Raw genomic sequence first — 18,126 nt, 5'->3', positions numbered from 1 at the left:
ACAACTTATTCTGGCTGTAATTTAAAGAATAATTGTTTTCTAAAAATGAACAACATCATTAGCAAGTGAAATGCAAAACTAAACGCGTGCCCCATTGATGCCCCCACAAACCCATATTGATCTATAAAATAAACACTGCTAAAGTAAATCACAGAGAGTGATATGATCTGGGTAATTATAAAATGTTTAAGCATATTCTTTGCGATAAATTGATATCCCAAAACTATAGATGCCACCCGGATAAGATCACCCAGCAAATGCCAGATAAAAATGGGTTTCATTGCCAGAAAATCAGGCGTGAACAGCAAGTTTATGATCAACCCACGTAAGAAATAAATAACTATCAATCCACCCGCAAAGAGCGGTAATATTGTTTTGTAGTAATTGAATATCTCACGCCTAAAAGCAATATCGGTCTGTAAACGCGATAATTTTGGCAAAATGTAAAGCGTAAGAATTGTGGTTACAAACATGAGATAATAATCAGAAAGGCGCAGCATCGCATCCCAAAGTCCGGCATTTTCTATTCCATCTGTATCGATAATCCTGCGACGAATAGCGATGTAAACCCATGGCGAGACCATACTCGAGAAAACCGTCATTGCCATGTATGAACTGTACTTAATAATGTACGCCTTGCTTATTTTTTCAGTCTTTATATATTTTATAAAATTCTTCCTGTTGATAATTAGAATTATCGTGAGAACCAAAGCGATTGCCGGCACCAGGATCGCTGCGAGAAAAGCGCCGTCTATATTAAAGAAAATAATGAGCGCTGCTGTGATAAAGACACCTATAAGATTTGTAGCAATATTCAGCTGTATTATGATCTTATATTTAGCAAAACCATTTAGTATTGCGATACAAAACATATTGAGCGCATAAAGAGGAACGCTAAAAGCCATGATCTCAAAAATGTAGGTAAAATCATAGTCGTTTTTAAATATGAGTGTATTCCAATAAGAAGCGCCTATGTACAAAGTAAAACCGGTGAGGATCGCTCCTATAAAACCCACATAGTAAGCGGTAGAAAGTATTTTTTTTAGTTCCTTTTTATTGGTCCTAAATTCAGACACGTATTTTACAACACCATCAAGAAAACCTAACGTACAAACGCTTTGTACCGAAGAGAGAAAGTTGCGCAATTCACCAAGAAGCGCCATTCCCTGTGGGCCAAGATAAAAAGCGATCAATTTTGAAGTAATTAAACCAGTTACAATCCGTACAAAAACAGCCATCGCATTGTACGATGTCAACCTAAGAAGTGCATTTGCACCTATTACCTGTTTTAGATACTTAAACATGGTAAGCGTTTATACAATCTATAACCTCAGTCACTTCTTCGTGAGACATTACCGGGCTTATAGGTATGCTCAAAACTTCATCTGCTAATCTCTCTGTAACCGGAAAGTTTAAATGATTGTATTCTGCAAGTGCCTTTTGCTTATAAGGCGGAACAGGATAATGAATTAAAGAACCAATCTTAAATTGATTTAAATGTTTAATAAAGCGCTCTCTATTCTCGACCCTCACCACAAACAAATGAAAAACATGACTTTCATCTCCTGCATAAAATGGAAGCTTAATTTGCTCATTATTTATTTCGGTTAAATAACGGGTAGCAATAGTTATGCGCTTCTCATTATCTGCATCAAGCGTTTTTAATTTAATGCTCAAAAATGCAGCTTGTAGCTCGTCAAGTCTTGAATTTAACCCTAAATAATCGTTGATATATCGTGTTGAAGAACCATAATTACGCAGCTGTTTAATAATATCTGCGAGTTCTTTATCATTTGTTGTGATTGCACCCGCATCGCCCAGCGCACCAAGATTTTTAGTAGGATAAAAGCTAAAACCTGCGGCATCGCCCAAAGAACCAGCTAAAAAATCGGTGGTTTTTAGTGAATTTTCGCTGTTTTCTGTTGAAAATCGGGCGCCGTGTGCTTGTGCTGCGTCTTCAATTAATAATAGATCATTAGCTTTCGCGAAAGCTTTTAAATCTTCTATAGGACCTAACTGACCGTAAAGGTGCGTCACAAAAACGGCTTTGACCCCATCAAGCTGAATCTGCTGTAATTTTTCAACATCAAAATTGAACAATCTTGCTTCAGTTTCTACAAATACGGGAATCATACCTGCTTGTTTTATCGCTAAAATTGTAGCGATATAGCTATTTGCCGCTACGAGGACTTTATCTCCCGTTTTCAATTTTCCTAATATTTTATACCCTTCTAAAATGAGTCGCAGAGCATCAAGACCATTGCCCACACCCACGCAATATTGCGTCTTGCAATAGCGAGCAAATTCATCTTCAAATTGAGACACAGCATTACCCAGAATGTATTGCCCTTTATCTAAAAAACCAGAAGTGGCGCTGATGAGCTCAGCTTGGTAGCGCAGGTTTATTTTCTTAAGATCAAAAAAGGGAACCATTATAATTTAAGTTTAATGGTTTGCTGTAAAAAAGCAACGCTACCTAATTCTTCTTTCTGTTTTATGAGACCAAAATTATAAGGTTCTTTCCCTCCTTTTACGGTGCCCAAATCAAAATACTCAAAATTCAGTTCTCTGTATTTTTTAATGAGAAATATAAAAAGTTGATCCATAGCTCGCATTTTTTCGCCTTCAGGCGAAGTAGCTGCGTATTGCGCCTTTGCTATTTTATCGTTTATAAAAACAGTGATACCGGCTAACAACTTTTCATCATGGTAAAGATTAAACTGCTTAATATGTTCTGGAAATAACTTATTTAAACTTTGAATTTCACTTAAAGTATGAACCGGCTTTGCATTAAAACGAGATGACAATCTGGGCACTAAAATATCTCCCCAAAAACCCTCAAAATCACCTTCTTTTATGGTAAAATCGCGATTTTCATTCTTTCTAAAATATCTTAATTTTTTACTACTTGTCGTGTCTGGCAACTCGTAATCAACAGCATAATTAAGCTCGCTACTTATAACTTTAGCTCCTTTTGTTAACATAAGATGTTCTACTTCTCGTGACGGTAATTTTGTGTAGAACTCCAGTATGCATTTTACCACCAGACTCTCAAAATTGTGTTCTTCAAGAAAAGCAAGAAAGGCTTCAAAAATGAATTTTACCTTTTTAAAACCAATTCCATCCGGAAGGATAATTCCGCCATACGTTAGTCCCTTATGCGAGTAGAGCGTTTTATTTTCTTTATTGGCAGGTATGACGGCAAGTAATTTTTCGTCTCTAAAAATCAACAGACTAAAATCTTCAAATCTGTCTTTATGATAGCCTATAAAATCTCTTTTGTGTAGAAAAGAGGAATTCTTTGCAGTTTTTATAAAGTTATCCCATTGGGCTTTATGTGCAGGAGTATAACGTTTTATCTGATAGCCGGACAAATGCTTAGTATTTATTAAAGTGAAAATACGAAAAAGCAACGAGTAGTGTTATTCGGTAATTCTTTTCTTCAATTCAATTCGCTCGTGCAAAATTCTTATAATATCCACATAATTATCATCTATAATTTTATAAAAGATTATGTGTTTACTAGCTTTTATTCCAAACAAATTCTGTGTGATTTCATCATAGTTTTTTCCCAGAACATTAGTGAAATTTAAAATTTCATTTTATACAACGAAAAAGCCCCCTAAAAGGAGGCTTTTTACTGGTTTTAAACCGATTTTTCTTAGTTTATCTTATTACGCTTACGATCATTTTCAGTCAAATAGATCTTTCTTAAACGTAAATGTTTAGGAGTTACCTCAACATACTCATCTTTCTGAATATATTCTAAAGCCTCTTCAAGAGAGAATTTTATAGCAGGAATGATCTTTGCTTTATCATCTGCACCAGAAGAACGTACGTTAGAAAGTTTTTTGGTTTTAGTGATATTCACAGTCATATCATCCTGGCGGCTGTTCTCGCCAATTACCTGACCTTCATAAATATCTTCACCCGGATCTACGAAAAACTTACCACGATCCTGAAGTTTATCTATAGAGTAAGGTATTGCCTGTCCTTTTTCCATAGAAACAAGAGAACCGTTATTACGTTCTGGAATATTACCTTTAAGCGGTTGATATTCTTTAAAACGGTGTGCCATAATTGCTTCACCTGCAGTAGCGGTAAGCAACTGGTTACGCAAACCGATGATACCACGTGATGGGATCATGAATTCACACACCATACGATCACCTTTAGCTTCCATGCTTAGCATCTCACCTTTACGCATAGTCACCATTTCTACAGCTTTACCAGAAACATTCTCTGGTAGATCAATAGTAAGTTCTTCTACCGGCTCACATTTAACACCATCAACTTCTTTGATGATAACCTGTGGCTGACCTATCTGTAGCTCGTAACCTTCACGGCGCATAGTCTCGATAAGAACAGAAAGGTGAAGTACACCACGGCCAAATACCATGAACTTATCTGCACTGTCTGTATCTTCAACACGTAGAGCCAGGTTTTTCTCAAGTTCTCTTGCAAGACGATCTTTAATGTGACGTGAAGTCACAAATTTACCATCTTTACCAAAAAATGGAGAATCGTTAATTGTGAAAAGCATACTCATTGTAGGCTCATCTATTGCGATTGATTTTAATGCTTCAGGGTTCTCAATATCTGCAACAGTATCGCCTATATCAAAACTTTCTAGACCTACAAGTGCACAAATATCACCTGCCTGAACTTCTTCAACTTTCATGCGGCCTAAACCTTCAAAAGTGTGAAGTTCTTTTATTTTAGATTTTTTAATGCTTCCGTCTCTTTTTACAAGAGATATCTGCATGCCTTCTTTTAAAATTCCTCTTTGTAAACGGCCTATTGCAATACGACCTGTGAACGAAGAAAAGTCTAATGAAGTAATAAGCATTTGAGTAGTTCCTTCTTTAATAACAGGAGAAGGAATGTGCTCTATAACCATATCAAGCAAAGGCTCAATATTATCAGTTTCATTTTTCCAGTCATCACTCATCCAGTTGTTTTTGGCAGAACCATAAACAGTTGGGAAGTCAAGCTGCCATTCTTCGGCACCTAATTCAAACATCAGGTCAAAAACTTTCTCGTGAACTTCTTCAGGAGTACAGTTTTCTTTGTCTACTTTATTAATTACCACACAAGGTTTAAGACCAAGATCGATCGCTTTTTGCAGTACAAAACGCGTCTGTGGCATTGGTCCTTCAAAAGCATCTACAAGAAGTAGTACACCATCTGCCATATTAAGTACACGCTCTACCTCACCACCAAAGTCGGCGTGACCAGGAGTATCAATAATATTGATCTTAGTGCCTTTGTAATTAACAGATACGTTCTTTGAAGTAATAGTAATACCACGCTCACGTTCAAGATCGTTATTATCTAGAATTAGATCACCCGTATTTTCGTTTTCACGAAAAAGTTGGCAGTGGTACATTATCTTATCTACCAGCGTAGTTTTACCGTGGTCAACGTGCGCAATGATAGCTATGTTTTTGATGTTCATAAGGATACCCTTTTTTAGAGGGCGCAAAGATAGTGGTAATTAACGGATAATTAGCTATCTATTTAAAAATGTTTTGTGTATGTCAAAACCTGCAGGTTTTTAGGCTAAAATTTTATTGCTCATCTGCAGAGGGACCATAAGTTGATGGTACAGATTCTCCCAGTAATCGCAGGTAAACTCCCAGTTGTGCACGGTGATGTGGTATTTGATTAAGAACCACATATCGCAGGACTTTATATTTAGACATCTCAAGAACTACTTTCCCTCCTTTTATCATTCTCCATGGTTTTTCATATTCTGCATCATCAACTTCCATAGCTGCTTTTGCATCTGCTGCGGCGGCTTTTAAAACCTGAATCATCTCTTTTGGCGAACTGTTAAGCGGTGGTTTATAATCATCCATATTCATTTCATCTCTAGACATTGTTCCTGTAATCCACCAAGGTATTTCAGCTAAATGGCTTCCCAACTGTTGCAACGTCATTGACTTTTTGTGGGCTTTCCAGTTCATTTTATTCTTTGGGATACGATCCAGAAACTTTTCGGTTAATGCCACTTCGTGCTCAAGTTCAGGAATAAGCAGTTCACGTATTTTCATAAAAAAGTATTAGATAATAGTTATCAAGATACGTTTATTAAAATCTCGAGAATAGAATTACATTTTAACAAAATGTAAAATCTTAGAATAGATGTATAGATTCTTAGTAACAAGATATTCCTTGCTGAAAAAAATGTAAATTTACCGTCTAAATATTGAAGTAATGAAACTTGATCTTATACCCAGAATAAAATATACAGATACTAATAATTTCTTTCTTTTAGCCGGCCCTTGCGCAATTGAAGGTGAAGAAATGGCATTAAGAATCGCCGAAAAAATCGTCAAAATCACCGATAATTTAGGTATTCCATACATTTTTAAAGGCAGTTTTAAAAAAGCTAACCGTAGCCGCATTGACAGTTTTACGGGTATAGGCGATGAGAAAGCGCTCAAGATCTTACGTAAGGTATCTGAAACCTTTGACGTACCTACAGTTACAGATATTCATACAGAACAAGATGCAACCATGGCTGCAGAATATGTAGATGTACTGCAAATTCCTGCATTTTTGGTAAGACAAACAGACTTGGTCGTCGCTGCCGCGGAAACTGGTAAAGTTGTGAACCTGAAAAAAGGCCAATTTATGAGCCCCGAAAGTATGAAACATGCTGTGACTAAAGTTACAGAAACCGGTAATCAACAAGCTATGGTAACAGATCGCGGGACTATGTTTGGCTATCAGGATCTTATTGTAGATTTTAGAGGCATCCCCACAATGCGCCAGTTTGCCCCCACCGTGCTTGATGTTACGCACAGTTTACAACAGCCTAACCAGTCAAGTGGTGTAACCGGGGGAAGACCGGAAATGATAGGTACAATGGCAAAAGCAGGGATCGCAGCCGGAGTAGACGGTCTTTTTATTGAAACTCATTTTGATCCCGCTAATGCGAAAAGTGACGGTGCTAATATGCTTAATCTTGATTTACTTGAAGGTTTATTAACTAAACTTGTAGCGATTAGAAGAGTTGTTGCTGAATAGAATTCTATTCTTATTTTTGAACGTTTACGTACATTATATATCATAAGCCCTGAGAATTATCAGGGCTTTTTATTATTAAAAAATAATTATAATCATATCATATATTTTACTTTACTTTGTAATTCAAAGTACTTTAATATGGAAGCAAAAAACTATCTTAAGGATATCTCAGACATTAAGGAGATGATGAATCGCTCTTCGCGGTTTATTTCCTTAAGCGGACTTTCCGGAATAATGGCTGGTATTTATGCACTAGTGGGTGCTGCATTAGCCAAGTATTATCTTAGTTACTACGATACCATTTATAGTAATTATGATGATGTGACAACTTATGCTATTTCAGAACAACTTGTAACTGATCTTATACTCATTGCCTCAAGTGTAATGGTATTAGCAACACTCACCGCGATTGTACTTACCACTAAAAAAGCCAGAAAGAATAATGAGAAAATATGGACCTCAACAAGCAAGCGCTTACTTGCCGGTTTTTGCATCCCGTTATTTAGTGGTGGCCTTTTTTGCCTTGTGCTCGTGCAATACGGAGTTGTAGTTCTTGTTGCTCCTGCTACCCTTCTCTTTTATGGTCTGGCTCTCATTAATGCTAGTAAATACACCGTAGGTGACATTAAATATATTGGATTAATCAATGTCTTTTTAGGACTTATCTCGACTCAATTTATAGGTTACGGTCTATACTTTTGGGCACTGGGTTTTGGGGTGCTTCATATAATTTACGGTATCATCATGTACAACAAATACGACCGAAAATCGGCTTAAAAAAGCGATTTTTGCATTAAATAAGGCAGTTTTTAAAAATCAGGATTGAAAAATATAATCAGCAATATAAATAAAGCTTTTGACCATCGTATACGCCTGGGTATTATGAGCATACTTATGGTTAATGAATATGCCGATTTTAATATGCTTAAAGAATTACTGGGTGCCACAGATGGAAATATCGCAAGTCATACAAAAGCCCTGGAAAAAGAGAATTATATTGTAGTAGAAAAATCATTCATTAACCGCAAACCCAATACCCGTTATATCGCCACTAAAAGTGGTCGTGAGGCTTTTAGTAAACATATAGAAGCTTTAGAAAAACTAATAAACCAATAAATTTTTTATTCATTACTTTGAAATTCAAAGTACTTTATATGACTCAAATGAATACCATACAAAAACTTGATAATCTACACCTTTGGTTCAGACAAAATTGGTGGCTGCTCTTGTTTACTCTTTTTACCAGAATTGCTCTGGCGATAGGTTTTATTTTTCCTGGTTATGTTAAAATTATTGATGAGCGCTTTACCGATTTGCATAACAATCAGCCTATGGGGCATTACCTGCAGGCTCTTTTTGAGACGGGTTATTATTACACTTTTATTGGTATTATGCAAATCGTAGCAGGTGTTTTTTTGCTTATTCCGCGTACGGTACTTTTAGGAGTTATTATCTATCTCCCAATCATTTTGAATATCTGTATACTTTCCTGGTCGGTACGGTTTGAAGGATCATTGTTCACTTCACCCCTTATGGTAATTGCCTGCCTGTACTTGCTGTGGTGGCACTTTGACCGGGTAAAATATCTTTTACCATTACAAGCAAAGTCACTCCCTGCTTCTCTGCCCAAACAAGAACTTAATAAGAAATTCCCGTGGACCTTTTTCACGTTTGTAGCAATCACTTTAGTAGGTGTTACCGCATTCGCTGTTAATGCTTTTGAAGTCATACCCAGAAACACACTAGGCGACTGCAATGCACAATTTAAAGGAACTAACCGCTCCTCAGCCGGAGCTGAATTCTGTAACTGCATACATATAAACGGCCAACCGCTGGATAAATGCCTTAAGCAATACGAAGCTGCTGCAGATAATATAATTAATAAACATTAAAATTTTTTTTATTCATAAACTTTGAAATTCAAAGTACTTTAATTCTATATTATGAACCAAACTGAATCATCTATCAATAAGATAGGCCGCTGGATTAAAAACTCAATTACTGCAAGAATGCTAATGGTGGGTTTTCTTACCCTCATCTTACTTATTCCCTTATTCTTTGTTAAAGATCTTATAAAAGAGCGTGCACAAAGACAGAAAGATGTTGTTTCTGAGATCAATGATAAATGGGGAAGCGAAGTACTTATTTACGGCCCCGTATTAAAAGTGCCGTACAAAACTTACAATGAAAAATCTACAACGGACACTAAAACGAAAGAAATTACAACAGAAAAAATAGAACAAATAAAATATGCATATTTCTTTCCTGAAGAACTATCGATCAATAGCAAAGTAAATCCTGAGATAAAGAGCAGAGGCATATACAAAACCACTGTTTTTAACAGCAAAAATGTGTTGACAGGTACTTTTACAACTCCTGATTTCTCAGAAGAAGATATTTCATCAGAAAATATAATTTGGGATAAAGCCAGAGTTCTTCTACAAACCTCAAATCTAAAAGGCGTAAACGATCAGGTGGAGATTTCTTTTGGTCAAAATAATTATCATTTTTCGACGCATTATCAGGCGGGTAACACAGTACAACTTCAAAAACTACAACTTCATGAAATGGAAAGTAAACCATTAAAATCTAATGACATGCCACGAGACAAAGCAGTCTCATTTACTCTTAATCTCAGCATTAATGGCAGTGAACAAATTAGATTTATACCTATAGGTAAAACCACAGAGGCTCAAATTGTTTCAAACTGGAAAACCAGCAATTTTATGGGCAATTTTCTGCCCTACAACAGTGAAAAAATCTCAACAGATGGCTTTGATGCTCACTGGAAGATATTAGACATAAACCGCCCCTTTTCACAAACCTCATATGATTATTTACCGCAGATTACAGATTATGCTTTTGGAGTCAATTTTATGATTCCTGTTGATGAGTATCAAAAAAGTGAACGCGCTGCCAAATATGGTTTTCTTGTAATTGGTTTGACTTTTCTTACTTTCTTTTTGATACAGACGCTCAGCAAAATTTACATTCATCCCTTTCAATACCTGATGATAGGGCTTTCATTAATCATGTTCTATACGCTGCTAATTGCTATTTCAGAACATAGCAGCTTTTTAAAAGCCTATTTAATTGCAGGATCTTCGGTCATTCTGCTCATAACATTTTACTCAAGGTCGATTCTAAAAAACTTCAGGTTTCCACTTCTAATCGCTATTTCGCTATCTGCTCTATATAGTTTTATTTACATCATCATTCAGCTTGAGAGCTACGCTTTACTTGTAGGCAGCATTGGGCTATTTGCCATTCTCACGGGAGTTATGTTTGCTTCGCGAAAAATAGACTGGGAACAGGAAAAAATCTAATCTTCAGAGCTCCTTCCCTTATCAAGGGAAGGTGGCTTCTTTCGCGCTAGCAGAGAGAAGACGGGAGGGTTACATTTAAACTATGAAAATATGTATTCTAATATTAAGACCTACTAGGTTTCAAAAACCTTGCAGGTCCCCAAAATCCTCATCCTTCCATGAAAACCTTAATTATCAATAAATTTCATGCACTGCAGGTTCTATTTTTAAGCTGCGCGACCAGTATTTTCATGCTGGGCATTAAACTCAAAATAACACATGAGTTCTTTTATTTATTCCTGGTGTGGAATCTTTTTCTGGCAATAATACCATTGATCGTGGTCTGGTGGTTGCAGAGCAGGAATAGTACATCAAATCTATTAAATATCGCAGCGGTTTGTATCTGGTTACTATTTTTGCCAAACTCGCCTTATGTCATTACAGATTTTATACACCTGCAATATTCTCAAGCTTTGCTGGCAGACACTGTGATCATATTTGCATTTGCCGTTGCTTCACTTTTTGCCGGGCTTCTTTCAATTTGTGAAATGAGATCATTTTTCAGCTATAGATTTTCGCGGAAGCAATTAAATATCATGACTCAAATTATATTTTTCCTTTGTGGTTATGGCATTTATTTAGGTCGCGTTTTAAGATATAATTCGTGGGATATTTTGAGTAATCCCATTCAACTTTTACGTGACAACCTTGCTTTTATAAAAAATCCTGTGAATAACTGGCCGGTATTTGCAGTAACCATTTGCTGTGGTATTTTTCTGAGTGCGATTTTTTATGCTGCAGAGCCGTTTTTGAAGAGATTATCCCGTATTTCGCAGCATGAAGCGCAATAGCAAAATATATTATTTCATTGGCTTTATATTCCTGTTCGTTACGGAAATTGCCATTGCTATGTACGTTAACGATAGGTTTATCAGGCCGTATCTGGGCGATTTTTTAGTCGTTATTATGATCTATTGCTTTATAATGAGCATCAGTTCAATTTCAATACTAAAGGGATTGTTAGCAGTATTAATATTTTCGTTTACTCTGGAATTTTTACAACTGCTACCTATGGATTTCGCTCATGGCGAAAAATGGCTCAGGATAATTATAGGCCACAGTTTTTCTTATATTGACCTATTGATGTATGTGTTGGGACTTGTTGCTTCCGGTTTAATAGAATTTCTACGGCAAAATTAGACTGTAAGACTAAACTTACATCTAAATTAGAAAAGACCTGTAAGGTTTCTAAAACCTTGCAGGTCTTTTTATTAATTATTCCTTACCATCAACATAATCCTGCAAATAGCTGAATCTTTCAGTTAATTTTCCGTTTTCTGTCATTTTCGCTCTGGCTAGCACTCCATCTTTGTCTCCATTAAAAAATGCTGGAAGTACGTTTTTAAGAAACATCTCACCAAAACCTTCGCTGGCATCTTTGGGTAATTCACATGGTAAATTATCTACGGCCATCACTGTAATACTCCCTGGAGAGTCAAAAGCGGTTTCGGTTTCAGTGTTTGGATCATAACCATAAAGAGGTTCTGCAATAGTTGATGGTCGTATTGTAGAAGCCACCGGCCCATCAATGTCACATGAGATATCTGCAACTACTTTTATATTAAATTCGGGAAGTTTTGCATCCTCTCGAGTAAATAAAAACGGAGCTCCATCGCCATAAAAGTGCCCGGCAATAAAGAAATCGGTCACTTTCGCAAAGCGCAAAAAATTTGATTTATACAACTCTGGCGTTTGCATTAGACTTTTAAAATCTGCCTCTTTACCGTCCTTTCGCTTGTTGTAATGAAGAGCGCCAATTAGACAATAAACCGGTTCATCAAAGGTTTCATTAAGAAATTCTCGTACTCCTACTTTGCGTATTTTTAGAAAATCGAGAATCTCGCGGGCACCTTTTGCAACACGACCGCTACCGCTTAAACATATTTTTATATTCGGAAGTTTTATAGTTTTAAGTTGCTCGTATAAAGCATCAAGATCAGGCAGGTTTTCTGCCTTAGGAATATCCCAAAGTTTGTACCGCAAACCCCACGCACGAAAACCGTTATAAGCGCCTACTAACCCCGCATAACGACCAAAGCCTATAAGCCGCGCACCATTTTGTTTTACAATCACCTCGTGATCATACAACTCAATATTTTTATCTAAAACAGCTCGTAATAAATCCCTGTTATATTCCTGCTTTTTAATGGTATGACTGAAGAAAAAATATTTTTTATTAGAAATTAAAGCTTCCAGCGGAACCTCTTTTACCCCTAACAACACATCGCAATCTGAAACATCATTAGCAACTTCAATACCTGCAGCACGATAAAAATCGTCTAAAAACACCCGAATATCGGAGGATTCTACCTTAAAATCGGCCTCCGGAAAGGTATTTTTAGCTTCTTTTAATTTTTCAGGCGAAAAAACAACACGACGATCTGGCGGATTCTTGCGTTCTTTTATAATTCCGAATTTAATCTTAGTCATATTCTTTTCTTATTAAAGCACCCGAAATTACGATTTAAAGAACATTTTGCGCCTCATTCATAAACCAACTTTAAGAAGAACAAAAAAATATTCTTGGTTTAAGCGATAAAGCAGAAATTGAGAAAAAATAATTACTCCTTATACCTGCCAAGATAACTATGGAATAGCTTTTGCTATTTGATGTGTGCACCTAGATAATAGTTGCTATATTTGCCACCCTCTAATTTTTACATTTGATGTAGAATAAGAGGTATTAAAACTTGGGGTCGATTTGGTTTTGACAGCGAGTCTAATTGAATGGTAAGCACGTCGAGCGCTGGGACACTAGCTCGTAAATATCATGTTTCACACTTTTTAAACGGCGAGAATAACTACGCCCTAGCTGCATAATCCGAATCACAGTAGGATTACGCCTCGGCCCACAAGGTGGGCAAGCAGGAAGCCACTCACCTGCCCTGGTTTACGGCGGTTGAATTAGTGGCTTCGTAAAAGTAGACCTAGTCATCGCAGGGTCCTGATGTGATGGCAAAATTTAATTGGGAATAAGGTTTCACTTGGTAGTTGCCGACCGGATGTTGCACGAAAATTAATTGGCAAATAAACGTGTAGAAAGCTATTGAATTGCTTGTTTGGACGGCGGTTCGAGTCCGCCCGACTCCACATTGTTATAACAGCAGTCTTATTTTAAGGCTGCTTTTTTTATTTAACCACAGTAAAAAAAGTTTATGCCAAGAAGTAATCCCTAAGATTGCTGTCTGGTTAGTCTCGCGATTTAACTGTTAAGATTTTAAATTTTATTACTAGATGCAAATAAAGGTAATGTATCAACCATGTCATTGTAAGGGTTTATATATTAATTAGTGTTTAAGTGATTTTTTTAAATGGAATAATTTTTTTGCTTGATATTCTAAAATAAGCGTATGAAAAAAACATTACTACTATTTTTGATTTTATATGCAAGTGTTTTACACTCTCAAAAAACTACCCAATCATCAATACCAAATAAAAAAAGCCCAAACTCTTTTATAAAAAATCATGGGCAGATTATTGATCAAGATGGTAAAAGCAACATAAAAGTTCTTTACCTACTCAATACCAGAAGTTTAAACGTTCAGCTTCGTAAATCAGGATTTTCTTACTATTGTATGAACAGAATCTTCTCTAAGATCGAATAAAAAAATCTCCATACATTTCCTAATCAGTTATCTCCACTAGGTTTGAATCCAGATACAACGGCTACAGCACTTCCTTTCATAGAGTTGATATCGATTTTTAAATAAATAAAAATGCACACAAATTTAAATAAAAATACCCATAAATATTGAACGAAAAGAAACGCAGTAAAATCTTCTGATGTCTTAGGAGCAGCTATTTACAAGTAGAAATTGAAACTACAGAGATTGAGCGTGAGGAAACAGCAGATAATATGTCTTGAACTTCTAGCAGAAATTCTAAAAGCTCCCATTCAAGGGAAGCCTATTTATTGTGTCTTATTATTAGTGTTAAACCTGGATGGGCAAATTCCTTTACAAAAGTGGAAAGCTTCGAAGCGCAAATTATGACAATATCTCTCATGCCTCTTGAAACAAAAATATTAATAATCAATAAATTACAAGCTTCCTCTTTATATAGCACCTCCTGTTTTTAGTCAGTTTAACAATTTAAAGTATTGACAACTGTTTTTATTTGAAATGGAATAATTATTTTGCCACTCCAAATAAATTCTTTTTGAAGAAAACATTACTATTATTTCTTTTTTTATCCTTGCATTATGTAAATGCACAAGTAATTTTAAACCATAATGTTGGAAATACTCTTGTAGATTCTGGTATGCCGTCTTGCGAGTACTATAATGAGTCTTGGAGCAGAGTTTTCAATCTTTCTGATTTTGGAATAGAGCTTGGAGACCAATTTCTTATCAGATCGGGACAAGTAGGAATTAGTAAATCTTATAAAGGAGCGTATTTGGAATTTAGTATTTTCAGTATTGATTCTAATTTCCCGGATTCTCGACCCCAACTGCTAGGAGTTCAAGAATATATAATGGTTCCTGCTATAGAGGATACTCCACAAATCATACAAAAAGAATTTAGCAAACCTATTGTTGTTCCGGCAGGTGTAGAACGAATTCTAGTTACCATCGGAAAAGTAGTTGATCATTACAACCCAAACTCCGCCGCTGTTATTATAGCAGCAACAGCAAAGGATAATGACATTTCTTGGTATGAAGGTTGTCGAAAATATTACAACTACACACCTACTACAGAACTAGATATTCCTGTTCCAAATGCTAACTTTTATATAAATGTAACTGGAGATATTATAAATCATTCAAATTTTGGTTCACAGGCTACTTTAACTCATAATGGCCTTTGTGACAAAGTTATAGAGACAAGTCAATACTCGTGTACAGGTGGTGGTTTAAAGTTTGGTAGAACATTTATTCTGGAAGATTTTGGAATCACAAAAAATGAAGAATATACGATTAAGAGCGGGCAAGTTGCCTTCTCAAGGACTGGTGTATCTGATGTTAAAATCCAGTTTAATATTTATAAAATAGATGCAGACTTTCCCATTTCATTATCAGATGCAGATTTAATAGGAAGTAGTCAAATTGTAGACCTACCTTATGTAGGCACAGGCACATTTCCTCGTATTTTTAATGTTGAATTTGAAAATCCAATCACTATTCCATCTAATGTAGATAGAATACTCGTTGAAGTTTATAATCTGGCGCGGCCTGGTTACTCTTCAATGGCTTGGATAGCTGGAAGTGAACAAAGCAAGGATTTATCGTGGATCAAGTCTGAAGCTTCGGGTTGTCCTCCATTTCAAGAATATAAAACTACCATCGACCTTGGTGGGCCTGACATTAATTATTATATTAATGTTACCGGAAACGTAAAGCATACTTCCAATACGTTTACAATAAATATTTCTAATATTTGTTCAGAGTTTTTAAAAGAGTTTAGTATAGACGATGAATCAAATGTGGCCAGTATTTTGTGGAATTTCGGCGATATAGATTCAGGGGCATTAAATCAAACAACAGACCTTTCTCCATTCCATGACTTTTCTAAGGATGGTCGCTATACCATTACAGCAACAGTTACCAGTAAAAATGGTAACGTAGAGGTTTTAACCGAAACTATTGATGTCAAAGAGCCGCCTACAGCTTATGGCATTAATGATGTTTATGCTTGTGAAACCAATGCTGGTTCAGGTATATCAACAACATTTGATGTTCACACAATTGAGCAGCAAGTTTTAGGTGGACAGACAGATAAAGTAGTTTCCTATATAGATGGTTCAGGAAAAAAATATAATGTTTTACCAAATCCATTTACTAATACTATTAAAGATAGAGAAACTATAAGAGTAAGAGTAGCTCATGAAAACAACTCTTGCTGTTATTCAGAAACTTCTTTTGATCTTCTGGTAAATCATCTACCCCAAATCAATACCATTCCCGATCTGCAGATTTGTGATGATAATGCCGATGGAATAGCTGTATTTGATATAAGCAATCTAAAATCTGCCTTAATAGATACTCAACCCAATCTTCAACTATCGTTGTTTTTTCAAAATGGTGAACAAGTACCAAGTCCCCTTCCTACTACTATTTCTAATAAAATACCCGATCAGGAAGTCTTAACTGCCCGCGTAACCAATACGATTACCATGTGTTCTTCAGAATCTACCTTTAGACTCATTGTAAATGAGTTACCCGTTGCCAATAACCTGGTCGACCTCATAGGTTGTGATGATAACCAGGACGGTATTTCAGAATATTTTGACACCTCTCAAATCGAAACTCAGGTATTAAGCGGTCAAACTGGAATGGCTGTAACCTATTATGATGAAGGCGGGAATACATTGGCAAATCCCTTGCCCAACCCGTATACAAACACAACCGCAAACACAGAAACTTTAACCGTTCGGGTAACAAACACTCAAACCGGTTGCTACGCAGAAACTCCATTAAATTTAATCACGTCTGTAAAGCCGCAAATTAATCAGCCTAAAACACGATTTGCGTGCGATGCCGGCAATGGATATTCCACCTTTGATCTATGGGGTATTGAAGAAGAATTAATTGGGAATCAATCCGGGTTGACTATTTATTATTTTGACGAAAACGGAACCACATTAGCCAGTCCGCTACCGGCGAATTTTCAGAATACCTCGGCTTGGTCGCAACGCATTAGGGTGCGTGTAGAAAATATTTCAAACCCGCTTTGCTTTAGTGAAACGAATTTAGATCTATTTATAAATGAATTGCCTGAATTGGATATTGCCGCCAATTTTGTGATTTGTGATAATGAACCTGGACTTCAAATTTCGCGCAGTGAAAAATTTGACAGCTGGCAATGGGAAGACCCTCAGGGTACTATCATTTCAACCTCTTCTGAGGCGTATCTCAGTATTGAAGGAACTTACACACTTACCGTAGGCAAACTTAAAAATGGAATCTTGTGTACCAACTCCCATACTTTCGAATTTAAAAGATCAGAACCACCCAGCATTCAGCAAATAGATTTTGCAGACTGGTCTGATAACAATTATATAGCTATTCAGGCATCAGGTGATGGGGATTTTGAATACAGTATAGACGGGGTTAACTTTCAAAACAGCGAACTGTTTCCATTTATTTCCGGCGGAGTCTATAAAGTTACCGTTAGAGACATAGAAGGCTGTGGTCAGGATTCTCAAGAAGTAGTTCTGGTAGATTATAAAAAAGTATTTACTCCCAATGGAGATGGTTATAATGACTATTGGCAAGTAGAAGGAATTGAAGCCTATCCAGATGCCAAAATATACATATTTGATCGCTATGCTAAATTGTTGAAACAAATCACTAGTCAAAGTGCGGGTTGGGACGGCACATTTAATACCACTCAAATGCCGTCAGATGATTATTGGTTTCATATAGATCTGGGCAATGGGAGAGTCTATAAAAATCATTTTACACTAAAAAGGTAATCCTAATTCAAGAATCAAAACTGGCCTCATTAGTATATAAATCTTCTCTAGGTCTTTAAACTGCTGTATTCCCTATAAATCCTTTTATAAAGAGCTAAACTTTATTAAGTGAGACTAAATCGGTAACTAATCTCTAAGCCGCATCTTTAAACGCTGAGTTTTTATATTATGGGCGTTCCGCGCAAGATCACGCTATTAAAAAAGCTGTACCTCATTGAGTGCAACTTTTTTAATTTCAACCTTGAAAGAATATTATAATTTTTGATTATAGAATTAAAGACACATCTATTATTAAAATATCTTACAAATAAAT

The 18,126-nt window shown here is 36.1% G+C and carries 16 protein-coding genes and 1 other RNA gene; 10 read left to right on the top strand and 7 right to left on the bottom strand.

Features of this window, described 5'->3' with window-relative positions; genetic code table 11:
• Positions 1-5: 5 nt before the first annotated feature.
• The 6 genes from ACH3PA_RS13270 to ACH3PA_RS13245 form a co-directional block, all read right to left on the bottom strand.
• Positions 6-1,304 (bottom strand): O-antigen translocase, encoded by a 1,299-nt coding sequence (locus ACH3PA_RS13270; RefSeq protein ID WP_416443392.1) that lies wholly within the window; start codon positions 1,302-1,304, stop codon positions 6-8.
• Complete coding sequence (locus ACH3PA_RS13265) at positions 1,297-2,433, bottom strand: DegT/DnrJ/EryC1/StrS family aminotransferase (RefSeq protein ID WP_416443394.1); 1,137 nt, start codon at positions 2,431-2,433, stop codon at positions 1,297-1,299. The genes ACH3PA_RS13270 and ACH3PA_RS13265 overlap by 8 nt, the downstream gene beginning before the upstream one ends.
• Positions 2,433-3,374 (bottom strand): GNAT family N-acetyltransferase, encoded by a 942-nt coding sequence (locus ACH3PA_RS13260; RefSeq protein ID WP_416443396.1) that lies wholly within the window; start codon positions 3,372-3,374, stop codon positions 2,433-2,435. The genes ACH3PA_RS13265 and ACH3PA_RS13260 overlap by 1 nt, the downstream gene beginning before the upstream one ends.
• A 48-nt stretch (positions 3,375-3,422) precedes the next feature.
• A complete protein-coding gene (locus ACH3PA_RS13255) occupies positions 3,423-3,575 on the bottom strand; it encodes a type II toxin-antitoxin system RelE/ParE family toxin (RefSeq protein ID WP_416448552.1) in 153 nt (50 codons plus the stop codon).
• 86 nt (positions 3,576-3,661) lie between these two features.
• Positions 3,662-5,458, bottom strand: coding sequence for a translational GTPase TypA (gene typA / locus ACH3PA_RS13250; protein ID WP_416443398.1), 1,797 nt, complete (start codon positions 5,456-5,458; stop codon positions 3,662-3,664).
• Between the two features lie 112 nt (positions 5,459-5,570).
• Positions 5,571-6,056, bottom strand: coding sequence for a DinB family protein (locus ACH3PA_RS13245; protein WP_416443400.1), 486 nt, complete (start codon positions 6,054-6,056; stop codon positions 5,571-5,573).
• A gap of 163 nt (positions 6,057-6,219) precedes the next feature.
• On the opposite strand from ACH3PA_RS13245, the gene kdsA reads away from it, so the two are divergent.
• The 7 genes from kdsA (at position 6,220) to ACH3PA_RS13210 (ending at position 11,540) form a co-directional block, all read left to right on the top strand.
• On the top strand, positions 6,220-7,035 hold the full coding sequence (gene kdsA / locus ACH3PA_RS13240) for a 3-deoxy-8-phosphooctulonate synthase (protein ID WP_416443402.1): 816 nt from the start codon (positions 6,220-6,222) through the stop codon (positions 7,033-7,035).
• 138 nt (positions 7,036-7,173) lie between these two features.
• Positions 7,174-7,812: a hypothetical protein gene (locus tag ACH3PA_RS13235; protein WP_416443404.1), complete on the top strand. Its 639-nt coding sequence runs from the start codon at positions 7,174-7,176 to the stop codon at positions 7,810-7,812.
• Between the two features lie 45 nt (positions 7,813-7,857).
• On the top strand, positions 7,858-8,151 hold the full coding sequence (locus ACH3PA_RS13230) for a winged helix-turn-helix domain-containing protein (RefSeq protein WP_416443406.1): 294 nt from the start codon (positions 7,858-7,860) through the stop codon (positions 8,149-8,151).
• Positions 8,152-8,198: 47 nt separating this feature from the next.
• The gene (locus ACH3PA_RS13225; RefSeq protein ID WP_416443408.1) at positions 8,199-8,927 is read left to right on the top strand and encodes a DoxX family protein; all 729 of its coding nucleotides are present in this window, start codon (positions 8,199-8,201) and stop codon (positions 8,925-8,927) included.
• 51 nt (positions 8,928-8,978) lie between these two features.
• The gene (creD, locus tag ACH3PA_RS13220; protein ID WP_416443410.1) at positions 8,979-10,361 is read left to right on the top strand and encodes a cell envelope integrity protein CreD; all 1,383 of its coding nucleotides are present in this window, start codon (positions 8,979-8,981) and stop codon (positions 10,359-10,361) included.
• Positions 10,362-10,519: 158 nt separating this feature from the next.
• Positions 10,520-11,191 (top strand): DUF1361 domain-containing protein, encoded by a 672-nt coding sequence (locus ACH3PA_RS13215; protein WP_416443412.1) that lies wholly within the window; start codon positions 10,520-10,522, stop codon positions 11,189-11,191.
• 58 nt (positions 11,192-11,249) lie between these two features.
• Positions 11,250-11,540, top strand: a complete 291-nt coding sequence (locus ACH3PA_RS13210) for a DUF2809 domain-containing protein (protein ID WP_416443414.1) — start codon at positions 11,250-11,252, stop codon at positions 11,538-11,540.
• A gap of 75 nt (positions 11,541-11,615) precedes the next feature.
• Here the strand turns inward: ACH3PA_RS13210 and ACH3PA_RS13205 are convergent, their stop codons facing one another.
• Positions 11,616-12,821: an NAD(P)-dependent oxidoreductase gene (locus ACH3PA_RS13205; RefSeq protein ID WP_416446742.1), complete on the bottom strand. Its 1,206-nt coding sequence runs from the start codon at positions 12,819-12,821 to the stop codon at positions 11,616-11,618.
• A 271-nt stretch (positions 12,822-13,092) separates the two neighbouring features.
• Between ACH3PA_RS13205 and ssrA the strand changes: the two genes are divergently transcribed.
• The 3 genes from ssrA (at position 13,093) to ACH3PA_RS13190 (ending at position 17,813) form a co-directional block, all read left to right on the top strand.
• Positions 13,093-13,493: a transfer-messenger RNA gene (ssrA, locus tag ACH3PA_RS13200) on the top strand.
• A 257-nt stretch (positions 13,494-13,750) separates the two neighbouring features.
• Positions 13,751-14,005 (top strand): hypothetical protein, encoded by a 255-nt coding sequence (locus ACH3PA_RS13195; protein ID WP_416443451.1) that lies wholly within the window; start codon positions 13,751-13,753, stop codon positions 14,003-14,005.
• A gap of 553 nt (positions 14,006-14,558) precedes the next feature.
• Positions 14,559-17,813 (top strand): T9SS type B sorting domain-containing protein, encoded by a 3,255-nt coding sequence (locus tag ACH3PA_RS13190; protein ID WP_416448255.1) that lies wholly within the window; start codon positions 14,559-14,561, stop codon positions 17,811-17,813.
• Positions 17,814-18,126: the final 313 nt, after the last annotated feature.

The organism is Leeuwenhoekiella sp. A2, from assembly GCF_047946655.1.
Taxonomy (GTDB): domain Bacteria; phylum Bacteroidota; class Bacteroidia; order Flavobacteriales; family Flavobacteriaceae; genus Leeuwenhoekiella.
Note: the sequence above shows the minus strand (reverse complement) of the source record. Positions and strands in the feature narration are given on the sequence as shown.

Coding starts and splice junctions, on each gene's coding strand:
- creD (WP_416443410.1), top strand. CDS start 8,979: ATGAACCAAACTGAATCATCTATCAATAAGATAGGCCGCTGGATTAAA.
- ACH3PA_RS13195 (WP_416443451.1), top strand. CDS start 13,751: ATGAAAAAAACATTACTACTATTTTTGATTTTATATGCAAGTGTTTTA.
- ACH3PA_RS13225 (WP_416443408.1), top strand. CDS start 8,199: ATGAATACCATACAAAAACTTGATAATCTACACCTTTGGTTCAGACAA.
- ACH3PA_RS13210 (WP_416443414.1), top strand. CDS start 11,250: ATGTACGTTAACGATAGGTTTATCAGGCCGTATCTGGGCGATTTTTTA.
- ACH3PA_RS13245 (WP_416443400.1), bottom strand. CDS start 6,056: ATGAAAATACGTGAACTGCTTATTCCTGAACTTGAGCACGAAGTGGCA.
- ACH3PA_RS13235 (WP_416443404.1), top strand. CDS start 7,174: ATGGAAGCAAAAAACTATCTTAAGGATATCTCAGACATTAAGGAGATG.
- kdsA (WP_416443402.1), top strand. CDS start 6,220: ATGAAACTTGATCTTATACCCAGAATAAAATATACAGATACTAATAAT.
- typA (WP_416443398.1), bottom strand. CDS start 5,458: ATGAACATCAAAAACATAGCTATCATTGCGCACGTTGACCACGGTAAA.
- ACH3PA_RS13265 (WP_416443394.1), bottom strand. CDS start 2,433: ATGGTTCCCTTTTTTGATCTTAAGAAAATAAACCTGCGCTACCAAGCT.
- ACH3PA_RS13215 (WP_416443412.1), top strand. CDS start 10,520: ATGAAAACCTTAATTATCAATAAATTTCATGCACTGCAGGTTCTATTT.
- ACH3PA_RS13270 (WP_416443392.1), bottom strand. CDS start 1,304: ATGTTTAAGTATCTAAAACAGGTAATAGGTGCAAATGCACTTCTTAGG.